The 21995-nt window shown below is 27.8% G+C and carries 13 protein-coding genes and 1 pseudogene; 8 read left to right on the forward strand and 6 right to left on the reverse strand.

The features are described from left to right. Window positions 1-191: 191 nt before the first annotated feature. Window positions 192-1670 (reverse strand): annotated as a pseudogene (locus L1S46_RS05755) (oligosaccharide flippase family protein). Window positions 1671-1850: 180 nt separating this feature from the next. On the opposite strand from L1S46_RS05755, the gene L1S46_RS05760 reads away from it, so the two are divergent. Further along, window positions 1851-2717, forward strand: a complete 867-nt coding sequence (locus L1S46_RS05760) for a helix-turn-helix transcriptional regulator (protein WP_238899484.1) — start codon at window positions 1851-1853, stop codon at window positions 2715-2717. Window positions 2718-2889: 172 nt separating this feature from the next. On the opposite strand, the gene L1S46_RS05765 is transcribed toward L1S46_RS05760, so the two are convergent. Both L1S46_RS05765 and L1S46_RS05770 read right to left on the reverse strand, forming a co-directional pair. Continuing rightward, complete coding sequence (locus tag L1S46_RS05765; RefSeq protein ID WP_238899485.1) at window positions 2890-5103, reverse strand: M56 family metallopeptidase; 2214 nt, start codon at window positions 5101-5103, stop codon at window positions 2890-2892. A 146-nt stretch (window positions 5104-5249) separates the two neighbouring features. Then, a complete protein-coding gene (locus tag L1S46_RS05770) occupies window positions 5250-5645 on the reverse strand; it encodes a BlaI/MecI/CopY family transcriptional regulator (protein ID WP_011968314.1) in 396 nt (131 codons plus the stop codon). A 295-nt stretch (window positions 5646-5940) separates the two neighbouring features. Between L1S46_RS05770 and L1S46_RS05775 the strand changes: the two genes are divergently transcribed. Beyond that, window positions 5941-8880: an SNF2-related protein gene (locus L1S46_RS05775; protein ID WP_238899486.1), complete on the forward strand. Its 2940-nt coding sequence runs from the start codon at window positions 5941-5943 to the stop codon at window positions 8878-8880. 185 nt (window positions 8881-9065) lie between these two features. On the opposite strand, the gene L1S46_RS05780 is transcribed toward L1S46_RS05775, so the two are convergent. Further along, window positions 9066-9932, reverse strand: coding sequence for a MurR/RpiR family transcriptional regulator (locus tag L1S46_RS05780; RefSeq protein ID WP_011968316.1), 867 nt, complete (start codon window positions 9930-9932; stop codon window positions 9066-9068). Between the two features lie 574 nt (window positions 9933-10506). Between L1S46_RS05780 and L1S46_RS05785 the strand changes: the two genes are divergently transcribed. The 3 genes from L1S46_RS05785 (at window position 10507) to L1S46_RS05795 (ending at window position 12914) form a co-directional block, all read left to right on the forward strand. Continuing rightward, window positions 10507-11334 carry a Cof-type HAD-IIB family hydrolase gene (locus L1S46_RS05785; protein WP_238899487.1) on the forward strand — a complete coding sequence of 276 codons (828 nt, stop codon included), beginning with the start codon at window positions 10507-10509 and terminating at the stop codon, window positions 11332-11334. 40 nt (window positions 11335-11374) lie between these two features. Next, on the forward strand, window positions 11375-12160 hold the full coding sequence (locus L1S46_RS05790) for a histidinol-phosphatase HisJ family protein (RefSeq protein WP_238899488.1): 786 nt from the start codon (window positions 11375-11377) through the stop codon (window positions 12158-12160). Between the two features lie 241 nt (window positions 12161-12401). Then, window positions 12402-12914 carry a GNAT family N-acetyltransferase gene (locus L1S46_RS05795; protein ID WP_238899489.1) on the forward strand — a complete coding sequence of 171 codons (513 nt, stop codon included), beginning with the start codon at window positions 12402-12404 and terminating at the stop codon, window positions 12912-12914. Window positions 12915-13013: 99 nt separating this feature from the next. On the opposite strand, the gene L1S46_RS05800 is transcribed toward L1S46_RS05795, so the two are convergent. Next, window positions 13014-14249, reverse strand: a complete 1236-nt coding sequence (locus tag L1S46_RS05800) for an MFS transporter (RefSeq protein ID WP_238899490.1) — start codon at window positions 14247-14249, stop codon at window positions 13014-13016. Between the two features lie 170 nt (window positions 14250-14419). On the opposite strand from L1S46_RS05800, the gene L1S46_RS05805 reads away from it, so the two are divergent. Further along, a complete protein-coding gene (locus L1S46_RS05805) occupies window positions 14420-15874 on the forward strand; it encodes an MDR family MFS transporter (RefSeq protein WP_238899491.1) in 1455 nt (484 codons plus the stop codon). A gap of 339 nt (window positions 15875-16213) precedes the next feature. Here L1S46_RS05805 and L1S46_RS05810 read toward each other — a convergent pair whose 3' ends face one another. Further along, window positions 16214-16762: an ECF transporter S component gene (locus tag L1S46_RS05810; protein ID WP_238899492.1), complete on the reverse strand. Its 549-nt coding sequence runs from the start codon at window positions 16760-16762 to the stop codon at window positions 16214-16216. A gap of 281 nt (window positions 16763-17043) precedes the next feature. On the opposite strand from L1S46_RS05810, the gene L1S46_RS05815 reads away from it, so the two are divergent. Together L1S46_RS05815 and L1S46_RS05820 are read left to right on the forward strand one after the other, a co-directional pair. After that, the gene (locus L1S46_RS05815) at window positions 17044-18273 is read left to right on the forward strand and encodes an exonuclease SbcCD subunit D (RefSeq protein WP_238899493.1); all 1230 of its coding nucleotides are present in this window, start codon (window positions 17044-17046) and stop codon (window positions 18271-18273) included. Next, on the forward strand, window positions 18248-21739 hold the full coding sequence (locus L1S46_RS05820; protein ID WP_238899494.1) for an AAA family ATPase: 3492 nt from the start codon (window positions 18248-18250) through the stop codon (window positions 21737-21739). Before L1S46_RS05815 ends, L1S46_RS05820 begins: the two co-directional genes overlap by 26 nt. Window positions 21740-21995: the final 256 nt, after the last annotated feature.

A 21995-nucleotide genomic window follows, 5' to 3' on the forward strand; every position in this document is an offset into this window, starting at 1 on the left:
TATTGATGAAAAAATGTTATTAGGCTAATAATTTATTTTGAGGTTTAATTGAAATTGAATATATTAAGTTTTTTGTAAAATTTAGAACAGTAAATAGTTTTTAATAAAAATAAACTATTTACTGTTTCTTCTATTTGAAAAGAGACTACAATACACCATTTTTTATATCCATTCTAATTAACTAGAAAGATCTATATTATTCTGTGAGTATATAACACTTTTAATTTTTTAAAGACTATGCTTAATAATCCAAGGAATACCTTATCTCTTATTGCTATAAGAATTATAAAGTAAATACTGCAGCAAGCAAGTATATCAAGGATACAGGATAATATAGTTCCAGATATAAAATTATTTATAACAAAGGTTATTGGGATGAATATTAAAGAGTAACATAAATACTTAAAATTCTCAAAAGCAAATAATTTTATATTTATGTTAAGTTCATTTTTTACTAATCTATATTCTAAAGCCATAACTACTAAATTTGAAACTAAAGTTGTTGCGATTACTTTTGTTGGTGTGAACATATTGGTAAATATTAAAAGCGCATTCAAGATTAAATTTAATATCCCTCCAATGAAAACTAAATTAGCATCTGTTTTTTCTCTCCCGAAAATATAAATTATCTGATCTGAAATAATTCTATCAATTCCAATAGTCAGCATATATATTGAAAACACCATTAGTATTGGTACAGCTGGAAGATAGATATCAGTACCTTTACCCATAATTATAATAACTTGTTTAGAAACTCCAAGTAATCCTATTGAAGCTGGAAATAAGAATAAGAAATATATTTTAATCACCTTATTTAATAAATTCAAATACACTTCTTTTGAATGATTTTCTAAATAGTTTGAAAGTCTAGCCATGGAAACTTGAACTATTGTAAACATTAAGATATCAATCATTGACATTATCTTTTGGGCCACTCCATAATATCCTGCTTCTGTTGATCCTAAATTGCTATTTAGCATGTTTTTATCAAGCCAGGTATATAAAATGTATGTGTTGGCAAGTATTACAACCGAAAACATAGGTTTTATATGTTTTTTTATTTGTAAATCTGAGAAGTCAAAGTGTATCTTCTTTTATATATATATAAAACTGGATACGTTATTAATAAAATTTATACCACAAGTAAGATATATGTAAAATAAAAAATCAGCCTGAGTCTTTACAAAATATATTGTTAATAAATTATATATTATTTTAATTATCATAGTTTTTAATGCTATAAAATCATAATTTTCAAGAGCTTCATTGATCCATTCAACATTGAACATATTAAAGACTATGTTTAATCCCATAACCATGCAAGTATAAAAATATGCATCATTTCTATGGAATATAGTTAAAAAGATAGCATAAAAAATAGAAGTTACAGCTGTTGTTGTGGTGGTAATTACAAATAGACTAGTAATTGTTTTGGTTAGTTTATCCTTATCATCTCTTACTTTGCTTACTTCTCTTAAACCATATTGATAAACTCCAAAGCTTGCAAAAATCATAAAAACTGCAGTCCAGGTTTCCCCCATGGTCATATATCCATTTAATTTATCTTGAATTGCACTAAGAACTATTGGCATAACTATTATAGGCAAAATTATATTTGAAACATTTAATACTGCTTTAAAAAAAGCATTTTTAGATATTGATCTAGACATAAGTATCTCCTTAAAATATATTGTATTTTGAAGTTTGCAATATTATGGTAATATAGTAATTGAATTGTTTCAATTACTATATATAAATGTCTAAGATAATTGAAAAATATAAAATATTCAGTTGAATATGATTCAACTTACTTGATTATCATAATATGATAACAATATGGAGTGAGGAATTTGAATAAAGATTTATATGAATTTAAAGAAATAAATGAAAAGATAAAGAAGAAATTAAATTATATTAAAGCTGATTCAGATATTATGTATAATAATATTAATGAAGTAAAAGCATTAAAAAATGATATATATGAAAAGACATCTAAGGTTTTTACGTACAATCTAAGAAAATTAATTCAATTGGAATCAACACAAAAAAAGTTGGCTGGTAAAATTGGTATATCTGAGGATTTATTATCTAAATACAAATCAGGAGATGCTTTCCCATCTATAGAAACATTACTATATATTTCTGAGGTATATAATATAACAATTGAAAAACTTATTTCTATGCCGCTAACAGCAGAAGATATTGAGAACTTAGAAAATAATAATGAAATTGGATCAGATATTTTTGAAGAGAAATACTACGTTTATTTTTTTGTTACTAATATAGCTAAAGAAGGATCTTTGCATGAAGGGATCGTAGAAATTAAGAATGAAAATGTAAATTTTAAGATTTGTTCAGATGACAAGGTAATTAAATATTTTACGGGGAAGTATATTGTATCCGATAAAATGATATTTTTTAATTTAAGCAGCTCAAATGATGGAGTTACATATATAAATATGATTAAACCAAACCTGAATAAAAATAAGTATACTGGTGGAGTGGCTATGATGATGCTTCCCTCAGATGCGAATAGTAAACCATGTGTTCAAAAGATTTTATTTAGCAAAATTAAGTTGAATAGAGAATTATATTACAATAACCTAAAAGGGATTTTAAATTTTAAAATTGATGGAGTTAATTTAGGTCATGTTAAGCTATCTCAGTGGGAAGATGAGGCGGCATATAATTTTATATTGAAAGTATTATTGACATAGCTTATTATACTCGGAATAGGTTAATATATTTTTATAAGGCAAAAAGTAGAAAAATAATGCATAGTCAAAAAGGCATTGAATTAACACAATACCTTTTAAACTATTTATTTTTTGTAGCAAAAATATGATAGGAGATACTAATATATATTTTTGAAAGTAAGGAAATTATATTCTAATCTATAGGATTAGAAGTAATAAATTCTTTGACTATTTCATCTGAATTATCAGTGTTGCCAAAAAAGCATACAGAGTAGTAAATATTATTTTCCTTCCAAAAATATTCTCCATTGCTGCCAGAAGTGCCATCAGGATAGTTTTCATCATATAAGTATTTAAATACGTCATTATTATTTATAGTTAATTTTTGAACTTTGATTTGTTCAGTTTTATTATTTTCGTTATTGTATATAGTGGTATATCCACTTTTTTTCATATCTTCATACTCTTTTGAAGCTTTTTTCTGGTTGAAAGTTATTGAACCGTTCTTATTTCTATATATGTTATCAAGTTCATAGCTAATATTATTGTTTTTTATATCTGAGTTATCTGAAATTCCTACTGCTGACTGATTAATAGTTATATCTTCATTTATTTTTAACGGAAATTTAGGGTTAAAGCCTAGGTATTTTTTTGCAGATTCCAAATCTTCTTTGTCATAAATCATCATTGTAGCAATTTCTGTTGAAGGGGAATCTTTTTCTACAGAATATTTTACGTTCTTTATTTCGTCTGGATATACTATAGATTTCGCTATTGTTTCTATATTATTTTGCGAAATATTAGATCCTTGATTAGCGTTTTTTCCTGAACTTTTCGATGGTGAATTATATCTTATACTATACCATAATCCTTCATTTTTCCATGCGAAATATTTATCTACATCTTTTCGTTCAGGTATTACATCACCATTTTTTAAAGTTTGAGAAGGGGATATTTGAGTTAAAATTACATTGAATCCGTCTATATCTCCTAGCTTCATAGATTCTTCTTTACTTTCAATATAATTTTTTGATCCACCTTTTACAGTAGCTATTTTCTTCAAATATTCTAGTGGGTCTTTTTCAGAAACTTGAAATGTAAACTTAGTATCACCATCTAAGTATATAAGTAAAACATTATCTTGATCAGAAAGTTTTATAAGTTGAAGGCTGCTAGCTCTACTAAGCTGAGGAGAATCAGGTAGTTTAAATTTGAATCCAGCTACTTTTTCTACTTTTTCTATATCATAGTAAGATTTTTCAGGTGTATCAACAATAAATTTAGGGGGAGTATTTGCTGTACTGCTCTCAGTAGCTAATTTATTGGTGTTAATATCTAAAGCGTTAACATTTATGCTATTTGTAAGCATGATGATTGTGATTAATACACAACCTAATACACCAATTATTGAGATTCTATAAGAACCAGTTTTAAATTTTTTTATCATTTCAATTCGTCCTTTCATTTGATTGTTTGTTTCAAAAAAAATTGCTAAATTAGAGTGGTTAGTTTTATTTAAAAACATTTTTGAAAGATTTATTAGGCTCATACCATACTTTATTGCTTCTTTTTCTCCTAGTAATTCAAGAACGCAAGCATCACAGGCATATTCTCTATAAAGTTTTATTTTATTAAGAAGGAAACAAACAATAGGATTAAACCAATGTATTGAAAATACAATTGTGCTCAAAAAGTTACATAATAAATCTTTTCTTTTATAATGTAATAACTCATGCAAAAATATATGTGAAAGTAGATTATTATCATTTATATTTAAAATATGCTTAGGAAGATAAATCTTAGGTTTTGTAATTCCTAATATACAAGGACTATTAAGGTCATCACATACGTAAAAGGAAATATTAGAACTTACATTAGCTTTATCTTTACATAATTCTATTACGGATTGAATTTCGGGATACATATCTGTCTCTAAATGCTTAGTTTTGCGCTTAAAATTAAGCATAGATAAAAATAATATCAGATCTATGATTAATACACCTATTATCCAAATGCATGAGATTATTCTTAAAATAGAATTTTGTTTATTAGTGCTTTGAGTTTCATCTTCTGTCTCTATTTGAGTTTTTTCGTTATAGATGTTATTTTCAATGCTTTTCTTAGGAACTTCTGAATCAGATTTTGTTAAATCCAAGTTATTATTACCCTTGGATAGATTTAAAGTATTTTCACATTTTTGATATAAAGTATTAAGAAGATTAGTATTCATGTCCGGAATAATAGGCACAAGAAACTTTATAAGTAGTAAAATAAGCAATATATTCTTAACTCTTATACCAATATATTTGTTAAATAATTTTAAAATTAAAATGATCAATAGTGCAGAAATACTAGCTGATAAAGAAATCTGTAAAGTACATAAAAAAATCTTTTCTAAGATTTCCACAAAAATATCACCTCCATGTAATTTGAATTTTTAAATATAAAGTTTAATTTTATAGGCTTTACCATACTAAATATGAATATTAATATTTAAAAAATATACGTGTTCTGTAGCTTAGTATCTTCTTTAAAATATCTTAATCATATTTGTTACTTATCTTTATTAGAGTTTTTTTCTTTTTTGTTTTTAAGAAGGTTTTCGAGTTCTTCGATTTCATCATTAGATAAATTTTTTTCTTCTAAAAATTTAGTGAAAAGAATGCCTAATGCTCCATCATAGACCTTTTTTAGAAATGTTTCATTTTCAGATTTTATACATTCATTTTCAGAAATTAATGGATAGTAATTATAAATTCTTCCTGATTTTTCAAAACCTATTGCACCTTTTTTGATAAGTCTAGTTATAAAGGTTTTTATAGTTTGCGTTGACCAATTCATTTTATCTGATAATGAATTGATTATTTGCTCAGAAGTTAAAGGATTTGTTTTCCATATAAGTTTCATTACTTCCCATTCTGACTCCGATATTTTAGGAAAGATTTTCATTAAAAAACTCCTTTCATTTTTTAATCTACAATTGTAATCACTATTTCAGTTTACAATTGTAGATTAAACATGTCAATATAAATATTTACATCAAAACCAATTAATTACTTTGAATGAAAGTTGGCCAAGTACTATTTGATAAAAAATCTAAACTACTATGCTATAATATATTTTATGTAAAAATAGCATTATTGAAATGCAACTATTAGAGGTAAAAGTGGTATTTAATTTATAATTTATAGATTAAATAAATGGCTAGAATCTTATTTGTTCTTGTCATGAAAGAGGTGATTATTTGAAACTAGAAGAATTAAAGTCAATATTATTTAAATCAGCTTCATCTACTATGAAAAGAGAGGGAGAGGTTAAATTTAATAATGGTTTAGTCACTTATTTTAAGGGGAAAAAGATAGATAATATATATCATATTTATGGAAAAGTTACGGATAAAAATAAAATTAACGAATTTAGTACACATATTAAAATTAATCTTCAGAAGAAAAAACTAGAGAGTGCTAACTGTTCTTGTAATGAGTTTAAAGAATTTACTTCAAGTGGATATACATTAATGTGTAGTCATATAACTGCTACTGAATATAAATTTATTAGCTTACTTGAAAATGATAACAATAGAGAAGAAAATTCTGAAAAGAAAGCTGCAGAAAAATATAAAATATGGGGAAATAATCATAGCACAAGGCTTATTCGTAAAATAGAAAAAGATTCTCTATATTATGAGGTACAAACACCTTCGAGAAGTGGAAAGCTTATACTTAAGCCAGAGGAACTTAGAAAATTTTTAAAAGGTATAGAGGATAGAAAAATAAAATTTAAGTTTGATTATATTGAAATTACAGCACCAATATTACACAAAGACCTACCTATAACCTTTAATGTTAAGGAAGATAACGGAATGATAGTCTTGACCACTCATAAGCAGCTTCCCATTCCACTAAATTCAAACAATGATGTTTATTATTTTAGGAATGAACTCTATTTACCTTCAAAAAATCAAATTGATAATTATGCTAGTCTGCATGAAAGATTATTAGTTCATGGCAGAATTACCTATAAAAAAGATATAGATACTTACACTAAACTAATGTCTCTTTTAAGTAGAATTTCGAGTAACATAAATATTGCGGAAAACTTAAGGAATTATGCATCTAATTTATCAAGAACTGAATTCTTTTTATATGAAGGGAACGGAAAAATTTATTGTGATATATTTCTTAGCTATGGTAATACAAAAATCAATATATTAGATGAGAGAAATGTTTCGCATACGTTCATAAGAGATGATAAAAAAGAAGAAAAGCTTCTTATGGAAGTTGAAAAACTAAGTTTTGTAAAAATGGATAACAGACTTGTATTTATAGGTAAAGATGAAGGGTTGTTTAATATACTAAGCAAAAAAGGAGAGACAATTCACTCGTTGGGAAATGTTATGTTAGGAAACGGCCTTAGCAATAAAAAAATATATAATCTGGATTCAATTAGAGTTGATTTAGATGAAGTGGATGGAAGTTATAATTTCTCTTATAGTATAGGGGAGTTAGGAACAAAGGAATTAAATAGTGCATTAGAGTCATATAAAGATAAAAATAAATTTTACAAAACAAGAAATAGTAACTTTTTAGATTTTGAAGATAATGGTGTGAGAAGTTTTTTAAATCTAATTGAAGTGTTAAATATAAATCTGGATTCAAATAATGAAAAAGTTAAAATGGAAAAGAATAAAGCCTTATGTCTATATGAAAATATAAAGAATATAGGGTTAGGAATTATACAGAATTCCAATGAATTAGAAGATATAGAAAATAAGTTAACTTGTATAAATAGTAAACATATATATATCCCAAGTGATTTTAAGGGAATCCTTAGAGAATATCAAATTAATGGATTTAAGTGGCTCAAGACCTTAAGTGAAGTGGGATTTGGAGGAATATTAGCAGATGAGATGGGATTAGGTAAGACAATACAAGTTATAGCATTCTTATTATCAGAGAAGAACAAAAAGACTTGCATAATTTGTCCGACATCATTGCTTTATAATTGGAAAGATGAATTTTTAAGATTTGCGCCAAGTTTAAGAGTTGTGATGGTTCATGGAAGTCAAAGAGATAAAGTGATGGAAGATATATGTGAATATGATGTAGTGCTAACTACCTATGGAACATTGAGATTAGATATAGATAATTATAAAGATATTGTTTTTGATTATTGCATAATTGATGAGGGGCAGAGTATTAAGAATTCGGAAGCTCAGAATTCAAGAGCTGTAAAAGAAATTCAGGCAAAAATCAGATTTGCTTTAACTGGAACACCTATTGAAAATAATTTGACAGAGCTTTGGTCTATATTTGACTTTATAATGCCAGAGTACCTCTACGCTAAAGAAAAGTTTGAGGAAAAATTTATTTCAAGAAGGGAAGATAATTTAGAGAATCTTAAGACTATGATAAAGCCTTTTATTTTAAGGAGAACTAAGAAAGAAGTAATGAATGAATTACCAGATAAAATAGAAAAAACTTTATTAGTTGAAATGACACCTTCTCAAAAAGCTGTGTATAGTAATTATGTAAAAAGAGTAAAAGCTGCAATGAAGAATAACAAAGATGGTAGAATCGAGATATTCTCATACTTAACTAAGCTAAGGGAGATATGTTTAGATCCTTCACTTATACTTGAAGACTATAATGGAGGAAGTGGGAAAATAGAAGAAGTAGCAGAAATCATTAAAAATCATATTGATTCTGGTGGGAAGATACTTCTATTTTCACAATTTACTTCTGCATTAGATAGGATTGGGGAACGCTTAAATAAGGAGAAAATAGAATTTTTCCATTTGAGCGGAAAAACAAGCCCTAAAAATAGAATAAAAATGGTTAAAGATTTTAATACTAATGAGTTTGTGAATGTCTTTTTGATTTCATTAAAGGCTGGAGGAACCGGACTTAACTTAACATCAGCTAATTTAGTCATTCATTTTGATCCATGGTGGAATCCAGCAGTTGAGGCCCAGGCGACGGATAGAGCTCATAGAATCGGTCAAAGAGATGTAGTAGAGGTGATTAAGTTAGTATCTAAAGGAACTATAGAGGAGAAAATCATTTTGCTTCAAGAAGATAAAAAACAACTTATTGACAGTATTTTAACAGGAGAACTTAAAAATAGCGGTTTATTAGGCAGTTTATCAAAGGAAGATTTACAACAATTGTTTGAGAGGGATTAAATAACCGCAGTATAAATATAAAATTATCTGAAAAATATTTTCAGATAATTTTATTATTTAAAGGAATATTTGAAAATAAGTACCTGTTTTGAGTGCATGTATATAATTATCAATAGTTATCTACTATAATGTAAATGAACAAAATGTAAATGCCAAGTACGAAGCACAAACGTCTAAAGATTAGGTCATTCTTCTACCTGGCGATGATCTAACTTATTAAATTCGTTTAGGCGATACTCCATATTTTTTTCATAATCTTTGTTAAAGATACAAGAGAATATGACATCTAAAACATATTGTGTAGCAATATGAGAAGAATAGTGAGAAATTTTCTTTTTTAAATTTTCTTTACTAGAAACAAATATATGATATTTAAATAACTTAGTTAAATAGTTTTCTTGAGCTGAACAGATAACTAAGGTTTCTATTTCCTTACGTTTTAGAACTAAAGCAATTTCTTTAATTTCAGGTGTCTTACCAGAATAAGAAAGGATAATTGCAACTTGCTTATTTTTATTATTAGAAGCGGCAGCACGGTATACTTGGTTCATTGGAATTAGTGAAACATTAACGTATCTACCGATGCTTTGCATTTTATCTTGAAAGTTCAATGCCGTTTGTATGTTATTTGTAACGGCATAAACATCGACTATCTCGGCATTATAAATTAAATCAACAGCATCTTCTAGCTGTTCGGAATTAAAGAATGAAAAAGTGTTGGTTAAGGTATCAATATAAAGCTGCTTAATGTTGCTAGCAATTTGAAATTGTGTATCGTCTTTCTTGAAAGGAAAATTTATATCAATATTTTCTGGTTTATTCATTTTGGAGTATAGTTCTTCAACAAACTTAATTTTAAATTCTTTGAAACCAGTTAATCCAATTTTTTTACATAGTCTGTGTATAGTTGAGATTGATGAAAAAGATACTTTGGCTAATTCGTCTAGTGACATACCAGCAACTTGCTCTTGATTTTCCAATATGTAATTTGCAAGTAATTTCTCTGTTTCAGTTAAATTATTAGCATATAAAAGTAAATTATAAATTGTCATGATAATTATCTCCTTAGTGAAGTTTACATTTTTAGATGAATTATTTTATTGATAAGTGTCGTGAATAAACAATTAAATTTGTCATTAATACTTTTTTAGGAAAAGTGTTATGTATGTTGATAAAATAATTACTCATCATAATTCTAAAAATAATTAAAGAATTTTAGCTGCAATTATGAAATATCCATTAAGAATTGCAACATATATATTTATTTTAGCATTAATAAAAATTATTATCATCAAGTTGAACTGAAGAATTATAAACTTAAAATATCAATGGAGTTAGAATATAAATTATATTGTAGAAATTATAACTGGATTTGAGCATCTATTATAAAGATGACTTTTAAAGAGTACAAGCAGTTTATTTTTTTATGAAGGAAATTATTAAGTAGAGTATATATTCACAGCACAAGATTCATACATTATTTAATTCTTTGGAGAGCTACAATAAAATCAAATCTGAAAGTGACTTTTTAAAGTAGTAGAAATATACAGTCTTAGAAGCAGATTTTGTTTTAAATATTTTAAAAAAGTATATATAAAAATGCGCAATATAGGAGGAGGCAAAATTATGGCATATAAACTAATAGCTTGTGATATGGATGAGACACTATTAAATGATAATCATATAATTTGTCAAAGAAATATTGATTTAATAAAAAGAGCCAAGAAAGAGTATGGAGTAAAATTTGTACCAGCTACAGGAAGAGGTTATTCTTCTATTCAGAATGACTTGAAAATTTTAGACTTATATGATCAGGCTGGGGAATATATTATTTCTTTTAATGGTGGCGCTTTAACAGAAAATAAGGATAACAAGCTACTGCAATTTAAAGGATTAAGATTCGATAAGATGAAAGAAATTTTTGAGTATGGATTAAATAAGGATGTTTGTATACATGTTTATACAAAAGATAAATTATATATTTATAATTTATCACAAAGTGAAAAAGAAAGAATTAAAAATCAAAAATTAGAGTGTACTATTATGAAAGAAAATACAGTGGATTTTCTTGAAGAGGAACCAATTGCAAAGATTATATATCAAAATATAAATGTTCCATATTTGATGGGTATTGAGCCAGATATGAGAAGTATTACAGAGGGGCATTGTGCGGTAAGTTATTCGTCAAATCGATATATGGAATTTAATTCATTAGGGGTAGATAAAGGCAGTGGTTTAATTAACTTAGCAAAAATTTTAGATATAGATATTAAAGACACAATTGCTGTAGGCGACAACTACAACGATATGTCTATGTTAAAAGTAGCAGGCCTATCAGTAGCGGCGGGAAATGCAGTTGAAGATGTAAAAAGAGCTTGTGATTATACAACAGAAGCTGATAATAATGAGGGTGTTGTCGCTGAATTAATTGAGAAGTTTATATTGAAGAAATAGTAATAATAGTTGTAATAATATTTTAGGAGGAAATTTAATTATGTTAGCTGATTATCATATGCATACAAGTTTTAGCGATGATTCCATTTATCCTATGGAAGATGAGATCAAAAAGGCAATATCTTTAGAAATTGATGAAATATGCTTTACAGAGCATGTTGATTATGGAGTGAAAGTAGATATAAATTGCAATTATATAGATTATATAAATGAATTTAATAGGTGCAGAGAAAAATATAAAGATAAAATTACTATGAAACTTGGAATTGAATTTGGGATGCAAGAACATACTATTGATGAATTTCAAAAGGATTTTAATGAATATGACTTTGATTTTGTTATACTATCTTGTCATCAGGTAGATAATAAGGCATTTTGGACACAGGATTTTCAAAAAGGAAAGACACAAAAGGAATATAATGAGAAATATTATGAGGAAATATTAAAAGTAATAAAAAAATATAATGATTATAGTGTTTTAGGTCATTTAGATATGATTAATAGATATGATAAGATGGGAAAATATCCTTTTGAAAAGGTAAGAGATATTGTAAAAGAAATCTTAGTTCACGTAATTTCTCATGGAAAAGGAATTGAAATTAACACATCTTGTTTTAGATATGGGTTAGATGATTTGACACCTTCTAGAGAAATATTAAAGTTATACAGAGAATTAGGAGGAACTATTATTACAATAGGATCTGATTCGCATAAGGAAGATGATGTAGGATGCAAGATTTCTTCTGTAAAAAATGAACTTAAGGAATTGGGATATGAAGAATTTTGTACATATAAGAAAATGGAGCCAATTTTTCATTGCTTATGATAATAGATGAATAATTAAAAATATTAGTTAAGTTCAGCGTACATGGACTATAGGCAAATAAGTTCATTTAAGCTGTTCTTTTTATTTAGTTTAATTTATTATTATTTAATTATTTGTAATTCGGGATTGTTTTATTATTATAAAAATTAATAAAATGGAGCTATTAAAAAAATAATTTTACATATTGCACATAGGTGTTAAAATATAGGAAGATTAGTTTATTTTGAAAGGGATATGAAAAATGATAAGAGAAGCAACGGAAAAAGATTTAGCAGATATTTTAGAGATCTACAATGATGCTATATTAAATACAACAGCGATTTATGATTATACTGCGCATAATCTTGAGGAAAGAAAACAGTGGTTTGATGAAAAGAAAAAAGATGGATGTCCACTATTGGTGTTTGAAAAAGATGACAAAGCTGTAGGATTTGCTACATACGGATCGTTTAGAACTTATCCAGCTTTTAAGTACACAATAGAACATTCTGTATATGTTCATAAAGACTATAGAAATTTAGGAATAGGGAAGATATTGTTAAAGGAATTAATTGATGCTGCTAATAGAGATGAGTACGCAACTATGGTTGCTTGCATTGATAGTTTAAATGACGGTAGTATCAAAATTCATGAGAAATTCGGGTTTAAATACTCTGGCACAGTAACTAAAGCAGGCTATAAATTTGGTAAATGGTTGGATTTAGTTTTTTATCAACTAGATCTAACAGGTCCTAAGTACCCAATAGAAAAGTAATGATTTTTATATTCTTGAAATAAATAGAAGTATTTTAAGAATAATAAAGCACCACTAGATGTTATAATCTATAACATCTAGTGGTGCTTTTTCACTTTTCTATTCAGCTGAATCTATTTCACTACTAATTGAGGGAGTAAATATTAATGAAGTAAGCATTGCACCTATTAGAAAAAGTATGCCTGCTGAGATGTAGAGAATAGTAAGGGAAAATTGGCTTTTAAGCCATCCTGTAATTGACATTGTAATAACCATGAATCCCATAAACATTGGATTTAATACTCCGTTTACTCTTCCAACAAACTCAGATTTCGTTAATTGAAGAATTAATGTGTTAATACCAATTTGGATGCAAGGCATAAAAAATCCATTAAGGAATTGGAACAATAGAATTATAATCCAGCTTGAAGATAATCCCATGCCAACCATTGAAATGGTGTTAACTATAAGTCCTATTGCGAGAAGCTTTTGAGGCATAACTTTCTTTGATATTGTCATAACTAATCCGCCACCAATAAACATTGCTGCTCCATTTACCATAAGTAATAATTGAAGATTTTCTTTAGGAAGACCAAGTCTTTCAACAATTAAGAAAACCCCAAGTGGTTGTATGATACCAACAGCAAGGCCTGATACCGCAAAAACAGATCCAAGTATAGTTAACTCTCTTTGCTGCCAAACATAGGCGAAACCTTCTTTTAATTCTTCCAAGAAATGATTTGTAGTTTCTTTCTTTTCAATTATCTCATCAGCGGGTAATAGGGTTAATACTGAAGCTGATAGTAAGAAAGCTACACCCATTACTGATATAGAAATATCTATTCCAAACTTTTGAAAAACAATAGTACCTAATGCTGGTCCTATAATCATAAAAATAGACATAAGAGTTTGGAAAATAGCCATTCCAGTTTGCATAAACTCTTCAGGAACATGGACTTTAAATAATTTCATTGCAGAGGGCTGAGAGAACTGAGACAAAATAGATGAAATAAATGTTACAAAAAATACAGCTTCCCAAGTTGCAAAGATTATTGTAAGCAGAACGGCAAAAACAGAAATAGCACTTAGTAAATCACACCAAACCATAGTACGCTTCGGTCGCCATCTATCTGCAAAGGTTCCACCAATAAATGAGAATATAAATATTGGAGCAAATTCTGCAACTGAAATTAAAGAAACAGCAATGGGATTGTTATTAGTCTTCTCCATTACAAATAACAATATGGCAAAATTACGAACCCATATTCCTATTTGTAGAAAAATAGAAGAAGCTATAATTACTCGAACAAATCTATTGCGAAAAAATGAAGACATTGACATTGTCGATTTTGTCATATAATTACCCCTCTTAAATTATTGAATATTTTATTATATACTATATCATAAATTAGTAGCACATCAAGTTAAAATATTATTATAATGTTGTATAAATATCTAAGTATATATATAATTATAAAGTTGACCTTAAAACAAACAAAGGAAATTTATAAGGAAGTGATTTAAAGATGAATTCAAGAAAAAGAAGCATTGCAGCAGCATTAATGGTAGCAATGTTTTTAGGAGCAGTCGAAGGAACTGTTGTAACGACAGCTATACCAACAATAGTGAAGGATTTACAAGGATTTGAAATTATTAGTTCAGTTTTTTCAGTATATTTACTAACTTCTGCCATTACTACTCCTATATATGGGAAACTATCAGATCTATATGGAAGAAAAAATATGCTTTCAATTGGAATAATAATATTTTTAATTGGAAGCTTTTTATGTGGATTATCGCAAACTATGTACATGCTTATAGGAGCTAGAGGCATACAAGGAATAGGTGCTGGAGCAATATTTACAGTTACATATACAATTATTGGAGATGTATTTACATTAGAGGAAAGACCAAAGATCCAAGGAATAATAAGTTCTGTTTGGGGAATTGCAAGTTTAGTAGGGCCATTTTTGGGAGGGATCTTAATAGATTTATTATCTTGGCATTGGATATTTTTTATAAACCTTCCCTTTGGAATAATATCAGTTGTACTTATTCAAAGAAATTTGGATGAAGTTTTCGAAAAGAAAAAACATAGCATAGATTTTGCTGGAATTATAACTTTATCACTGGCGATGGTTATATTTTTGAACATCTTCTTATCAAATGAAGATATGAGTTCTAGCAATAACATATTTATTTTATTATCGGTTATTGCAACAGTTATATTACTAGTTGCATTCTGTATAATTGAAAGAAAAGCAAAAGAGCCAATTATTCCTTTTGATATATTTACAAAGACAAGTTCAATTGTGAATTTAGTAAGCTTCTTGGCTTCAGCTATATTAATGGGTTCGAATGTTTACCTCCCAATATACATACAAAATGTACTTGGATATAGTGCTAAGATATCAGGCTTGTCACTAGCTCCCATGTCATTTGCTTGGCTTATAGCTGCAGTAATTTTAGGAAAGTGTATAGTAAAGTTTGGTGGGAAAATAGTAATACTTATATCTAATGTTATTTTACTAATTAGTACAGCGTTATTGCCTACATTGAATGCAGAATCTTCTATATTATTAGTAATAATATATGCTTTCATAATGGGATTTGGATTTGGTGGAGCATTTACAACTTTAACAATAATAATTCAAGAGTCAGTAGAATATAACAAGAGAGGTGCTGCGACTGCAGCTAATTCATTGCTTAAAACAATAGGTCAAACTATAGGAGTAAGCATATTTGGTAGTATATTTAATATATATATAATTAAGTATTTTACTCAATTAGGAATAAATGGAGTTGATCCAAGTAATTTGTATAATTCAGCGGTAACTGATGAACAGATAAAACTTTCATTAAACAGTTCGTTACATTTTTTATTTATAATACTTATAGGAATAGCTGTTATATCGTTACTTTCATCAATGATAATGCCTAAAATAATGGAAAGTTCTAAGACAGAGGAGAACAGAGCATAAAATAGAGGTTGAAAATTTATTAATTACTGTGACTGTATCATATTAAGTTTTTTAATTATTATGATGTAGTCACTTTTTTATTATATAAGAGTTTGAATTGGAGTGAAATAGGTGGCATCTAGGCCACTCTGAAGCATAAATTATTAATAAAGCTAATTCAGAAGGGGACATTTTAAAAGAGAACAAAAAGGAAAATATATTCATCCCCTAGATATTTTTTAGTTAAATTTGAAAATGCAGATAAAAAATCTCAGGATACGGAATCACCTGAGACTTTTAGTGATAGAAAATTTTAAAAATTTCTGTTATAAAAATTTGAATGATTTGTAGAAGCTAAATCTAATGAGCAAATACAGCTTGTTTTGCTTTTGATACAACTGCACTTAATGGCAATGCGATTACTATACCAGTAGATACTTGGATTATGTTCCCTAATATATCTTTAGCTGAATATGCTATTCCTTGTATTAGCCCAATTTTCTCTGTTAAAAAGCCTGATATTATTATTCCAGCAAAAAAATATGCAATCACCATAAATATACCACTGGATACAAATGCAATTGTATACCTTACAGTAACTTTGTTTTCTGACATCTTTTCTAATATGGATCCTGCAATATAAGCCATTCCCCATTTAATAACTAGTGTAAAGGGTGCCCAAAAATAATATCCACCTAATGCGTCAACAAGAAACATGCCAAGAGCACTTGAAATTGCTCCTTTTTTCTTACCTAGAACTATTACTGATAAGAATACCATACAGTCGCCTATTTGGACGAAGCCTCCAACTGATGGAATTTTAATTATGCTTCCTGATATATAGGTTAAAGCAATCATTAGCCCCATTAATACTAGTTCACTAGTATTTAAAGATTTACTTCTTTCCATAAATATTACCTACCTTTTTTATAAATTACTTGCTGTATATGAATACAGGTTTTTATAGTCTTTGTTTTTTATATCTAGCATGCTTTGTACAATAAAACTCAGTACAAATAATAAAATCATTATATTAATATATATAAAATTTATCAAATGTATGGGTACACATAGAAATGATTAGAATAATTCAATCTGGACATATATATCCACAAAATAGTATTGGAAAAAATCTATTTAAGTAGGCTATAATGTAAATATAAATTGGGCCTAATGGGAGGAGATATAATTTGAGAATATTGCATACAGCTGATTGGCATTTAGGCAAGAATTTAGAGGGACAAAGCCGAATGGATGAGCAAGAAGAGTTTTTAAATGATTTTGTTAAGATTGTAGAAGATAATAATATAGATCTAATCATGATTGCGGGAGATGTTTATGATAATCCAAACCCTCCGGCAAGGGCAGAAAAAATGTTTTATGATACTTTAAAGAGATTATCGAAAAATGGAGAGAGACTTACTTTGGTTATATCAGGAAATCATGATAATCCAGAGAGATTGGTTGCGGCAGGTCCACTTGCTCGTGATCATGGAATCATTATGGTTGGAACACCAAAAACTATAGTTCCTTGTGGTGAGTATGGAAAATATAAAGTTTTATCATCAGGAGAAGGGTATGTGGAAGTTGAAATTAATAGTGAAAAAGCAGTTATCTTAACTGTGCCTTATCCAAGTGAGAAAAGATTGAATGAAGTTATCTATAACTATATGGAAGATGAAGAGGAAAAAGCTAAATCCTATAGTGATAAGATATTTTCTTTATTCAATTCATTAAAAAATCATTTTAGAGAAGATACAATTAATCTTATAATATCGCATCTATTTGCAATGGGAAGTGAGGAAGGTGGCTCTGAAAGAAGCATTCAATTAGGAGGTGCTTATATAGTAGATGGAAGTTGTTTTCCTAAGGAAGCACAGTATATAGCATTAGGGCATGTGCATAAACCACAAATAGTTCCGGGAACGGATAAAAGAGCAAGGTATTGTGGGTCACCAATTCACTATAACAAGAAAGAGGTTAGCTTTGAAAAGAAATGTTATATAGTTGAGGCAAAAGCTAATGAAGAATGTGACATACAAGAAATAAACTTAAGGGTATATAAACCAATAGAAATTTGGAAATGCTCAAGTATTGAAGATGCAATATCACGATGTGCTGAAAATAAAGATAAAGATTGCTGGGTGTATTTAGAAATAAGTACAGATAGATACATAAGAGAAGATGAAATAAAACAAATGAAAGAATTAAAAGCAGATATATTAGAAATAATGCCTAAGGTTAAAGGATTGGAAGAAGAGAGTGAATTAAACTTAAGTGAAAAATCGTTTGAGGAAATATTTAAGGAGTTTTATCTTAAAGAAAGGGGGACTCCTCCAGAAGATGAAGTTATGGAAGTGCTTTTATCAATTATAAACGAAGAGGGTGAAACAGATGAGACCAATCAAATTGAGGATTAAGGGCTTAAATAGCTTCCTGGATGAACAAATTATAGATTTTGATAAATTAACAGATAGAGGATTTTTTGGAATCTTTGGACCAACTGGAAGTGGGAAATCAACTATATTAGATGGAATAACTCTAGCCTTATATGGAAATGTATCAAGAAAAAGCTCCAATTTTATAAATACTAATTGTGACAGGTTAAATGTAAATTTTGAGTTCCAAATATCAGGTAGTGAAATAAGAAAATATATCATTGATAGGGAGTTTAAGAGAAAAAAAGATGGTGGAATAAGCTCTGGAAAGTGTAAAATCGTTGAAGTAACAAGTTCAGAAGAAGAAATTTTAGCAGATGGAGTTAAAACTATAAATAAGAAAGTTGAGGAGATAGTAGGTCTTAATTTAGAAGATTTCTCAAGAACTGTTGTTTTACCTCAAGGGAAGTTTAGTGAATTCTTAAAGCTTGAAGGTAAGGAAAGACGTGATATGCTTGAAAGGTTGTTTAACCTTCAACAATTTGGAGACAATTTATCCAGAAAACTTAGTGCAAAGATAAGCAAAGAGCGAACTGATAGCAATATTTTAGCGGGACAATTAAGCGGATACAGCGATGTTAGTCAAGAAAAATTAAAAGAAAAGGAAAACGCTCTTGAGGAATTAAAAAATAATCTGGAAGCTTTGAAAAAGGAATTAGATATAATAGAAAAGAAGCATAAAGAAAATGAAGAAATATGGAAGCTACAGCTTGATTTACTATATTATAAAAATAAAGAGCAAACATTAAAGGAAAAAGAGGAAAACATAAATTCATATATAGAAAAGATAAAGCTAGGTGAGGCAGGAGCAAAGGTACTACCTTATTTAAATGCATTTGAAAGCACTAGAAAAGCCTTTGATAAAAATGAGATTGAGTTAGAAGAATTAAAATTAAAGATAGATAAGATAAAAGAAGAAAAAGAAAAGATAGAACAACTGTGGTGCATGGCAAAAGATAAAAAAGAGAATAAACTTCCTCAATTAATGATGCAGGAACAAAAAGTTAAAGATGCTATTGAAGAAAAGAATTTGATACGTGAGATAGAAAATAAAATAGATTTATTAAAGGCACAAATTAAAGAATGTGATGCTAAAAATAATAATATACAGAGTAAGCTCATTAAAATAGAAGAAGAAATAAGTAATAAAAATAAATTAATAAAAGAAGACGAAAAAACATATGATAATTTGAAAATTGAAGAAAGCTTAAAAGAGGCAGTTCAAGAAGGAATAATTGTAGAAGAAAAGTTAGAAAAAATAAATGGAATTCTAGTTAAGGATAAGCAAAAGAAAGCAGTTATTGAAAAAGAAAATAGTGAAACTATACTTAAAGGAAAAGCCTTAAGAGAAGTTTTAGATAAAGAAAAAAAAAGTTTGGAAGATAAAGAGAAACAATATGAGTTTTTACTTAAACATTCGCCAGGTGAACAAAAAGATTTGGTTAATTTAAAACAGTTGATAGTGGAAAATGAGCAAAAATGGAGCAGTTATTTAAAGCTGAACAAAGAAATAGATTTCTCTAGAGAACAGATAAAAAACTTACAAATAGATATATTAAGTAGAGGAGAAGAAGAAAAGCAACTTGAAAAAGAACTAGAGGAAATAAAAAATACTCAAAAGGAGATTATGAGAGAAAATTTAGCACATACTCTTAGACAGGAACTTAAAGATGGAGATACATGTCCTGTATGTGGTTCAACTCATCATATGAAAGAAAATATCAGGATTTTTGAAGTTCAAGATGTGAAGAATGTAGAGGAAAAAATAAAACTAAAAGAAAATTCAATAAAGATTATTAGTAGCAAAATAACTCAAGGTGAAACTAAGGTAAATAGTTTTAACGAAAAAATTAAAGTTAATCTTGAAGAAATTGAAAAGCTCGGAACTGCGTTTAATGAAAAACCTTTGGAAGAGTTAAAACAGGAATTTATAAATTTAGAAAAAGCTTTAGAAAGTTATTCTAAAGCTAAAGAAGAACTTGAAAAAAGTGTTAATAAGCTGAGGAATGAAATTAATATTAAAACCGGAGAAATAAATGAATTACGAGCAGTAGTTAGAACTAACCAAAGACAGCTTGAAGATTTGGAAAAGAGTATTACAGAAAATACAGAAGAATTGAATATTTTAAAAAATAGATTGGATTCGCTAAGGGCAAAGACATTAGTAACTGATTTTAATAAAAAAAGCGAAGAAATTAAAGCTGTTGAAAAAGAGAGAGAAAGATTATCCGAGGTTATTAAAGTTAACAGGGAGCTAATAGAAAAGTTAGAAAAGAATAAAGAAAATTTAACTAGTGAAGTTATTTTAGCAAAAGAAAATTTAACTAGGTATAATACAGAATTAAGTAATTATGAAAAAAGTAAAGAAGAAAAAATACAAGCGATAAAGAACAAAGTCGATAATACAGATGATCTGGTTTCACTACTACATAAAATTCAGGAAAATATTGAAAATATTAATAGTGAGTTTAAGGAAAGTGAAAACAATAAAAATAAAATAGAGAAAGAATTTAATGAAAACAATGAGCGATTAATTTCTGCAATCAGTAAATATAAAGAATTAAGTAAACGAAAAAAAGATGAAGAAGCTCAGTTAGAAGTTGCAATAGACAGTGAAGGTTTTAATTCCCTTGACGATGTCAAAAAAAATATAATTGAAAAAGAAGAAATTAATGATTATAAATTAAAAGTAGAAAGTTATAAAAGTGAAGTATCAAAAGTAAATGGAGCAATTGAAAGTTTACTTAATAAAATAGACGGTAAAGAGTTAAGTGAAGAAGAATATACAGAAATAAAACTCTTGAAAGATATTAAAGAAAAAGAGTTCAATGAAATTAATGAAGAAAAAATTAAGGTAGATGAAGAATTAAAAAACATAAAAAATAAGCTGGAAGAACAGAAAGATCTCTTAGATAAGAAGATGAAACTAGAACATAAATTGGCTCTTCTTGGTGATTTGGAAAAGTTATTTAAGGGAAAGAAATTTGTTGAGTTTGTAGCAGTAAGTAAGCTTAAGTATGTTTCAGTTGAAGCATCTAAGAGATTGAAAGAAATAACTCATGGAAATTATGGACTAGAGGTTGCTGACAATAGCAGATTTATAATTAGAGATTATAAAAATGGTGGAGCCAAAAGAGACTCTACTACTTTATCAGGAGGAGAAACATTTTTAGCATCCTTATCATTAGCTTTAGCATTATCAGCACAGATTCAGCTTAAGGGAACAGCACCATTAGAATTATTTTTCCTTGATGAAGGATTTGGTACTTTAGATGATGATCTACTTGAAGTTGTTATGAATTCTCTAGAAAGGATTCACAATGAAAAATTAAAGGTTGGTATAATAAGCCACGTTGAAGCAATAAAGAATAGAGTACCAGTGAAACTTATGATTACTCCTGCAGAATCAGGTATGGGTGGAAGTAAAGTTAGAATTGAAAGAAACTAAATTTATAAAAATAACAAGTTATTGTATTAATCTATAACTTGTTATTTTTTGTGTTAATTGGTAATTAAGTGCTATAATATAAATTGTAATTAAATTACGGAAATAAAAATTCAATAAATATTAGAGGCGATTTTAAATGTTTAATTGTAAGTCTAACTTGATTTTATCTTTTCATAATTCTTCAGATAAAATTAATATTAGAAAAACTATTAGACCTTGTAAATGTAATAGGCCTATTTATTTTATTCCAACGTGA

The organism is Clostridium sp. YIM B02500 (assembly GCF_022324665.1).
GTDB classification, from domain to species: Bacteria; Bacillota; Clostridia; order Clostridiales; family Clostridiaceae; genus Clostridium; species Clostridium beijerinckii.

Bases quoted from the DNA above. Each gene is read 5' to 3' on its own strand.
- L1S46_RS05800 (WP_238899490.1), bottom strand. From the start codon at position 14,249: ATGACAAAATCGACAATGTCAATGTCTTCATTTTTTCGCAATAGATTT.
- L1S46_RS05790 (WP_238899488.1), top strand. From the start codon at position 11,375: ATGTTAGCTGATTATCATATGCATACAAGTTTTAGCGATGATTCCATT.
- L1S46_RS05795 (WP_238899489.1), top strand. From the start codon at position 12,402: ATGATAAGAGAAGCAACGGAAAAAGATTTAGCAGATATTTTAGAGATC.
- L1S46_RS05805 (WP_238899491.1), top strand. From the start codon at position 14,420: ATGAATTCAAGAAAAAGAAGCATTGCAGCAGCATTAATGGTAGCAATG.
- L1S46_RS05780 (WP_011968316.1), bottom strand. From the start codon at position 9,932: ATGACAATTTATAATTTACTTTTATATGCTAATAATTTAACTGAAACA.
- L1S46_RS05810 (WP_238899492.1), bottom strand. From the start codon at position 16,762: ATGGAAAGAAGTAAATCTTTAAATACTAGTGAACTAGTATTAATGGGG.
- L1S46_RS05820 (WP_238899494.1), top strand. From the start codon at position 18,248: ATGAGACCAATCAAATTGAGGATTAAGGGCTTAAATAGCTTCCTGGAT.
- L1S46_RS05770 (WP_011968314.1), bottom strand. From the start codon at position 5,645: ATGAAAATCTTTCCTAAAATATCGGAGTCAGAATGGGAAGTAATGAAA.
- L1S46_RS05785 (WP_238899487.1), top strand. From the start codon at position 10,507: ATGGCATATAAACTAATAGCTTGTGATATGGATGAGACACTATTAAAT.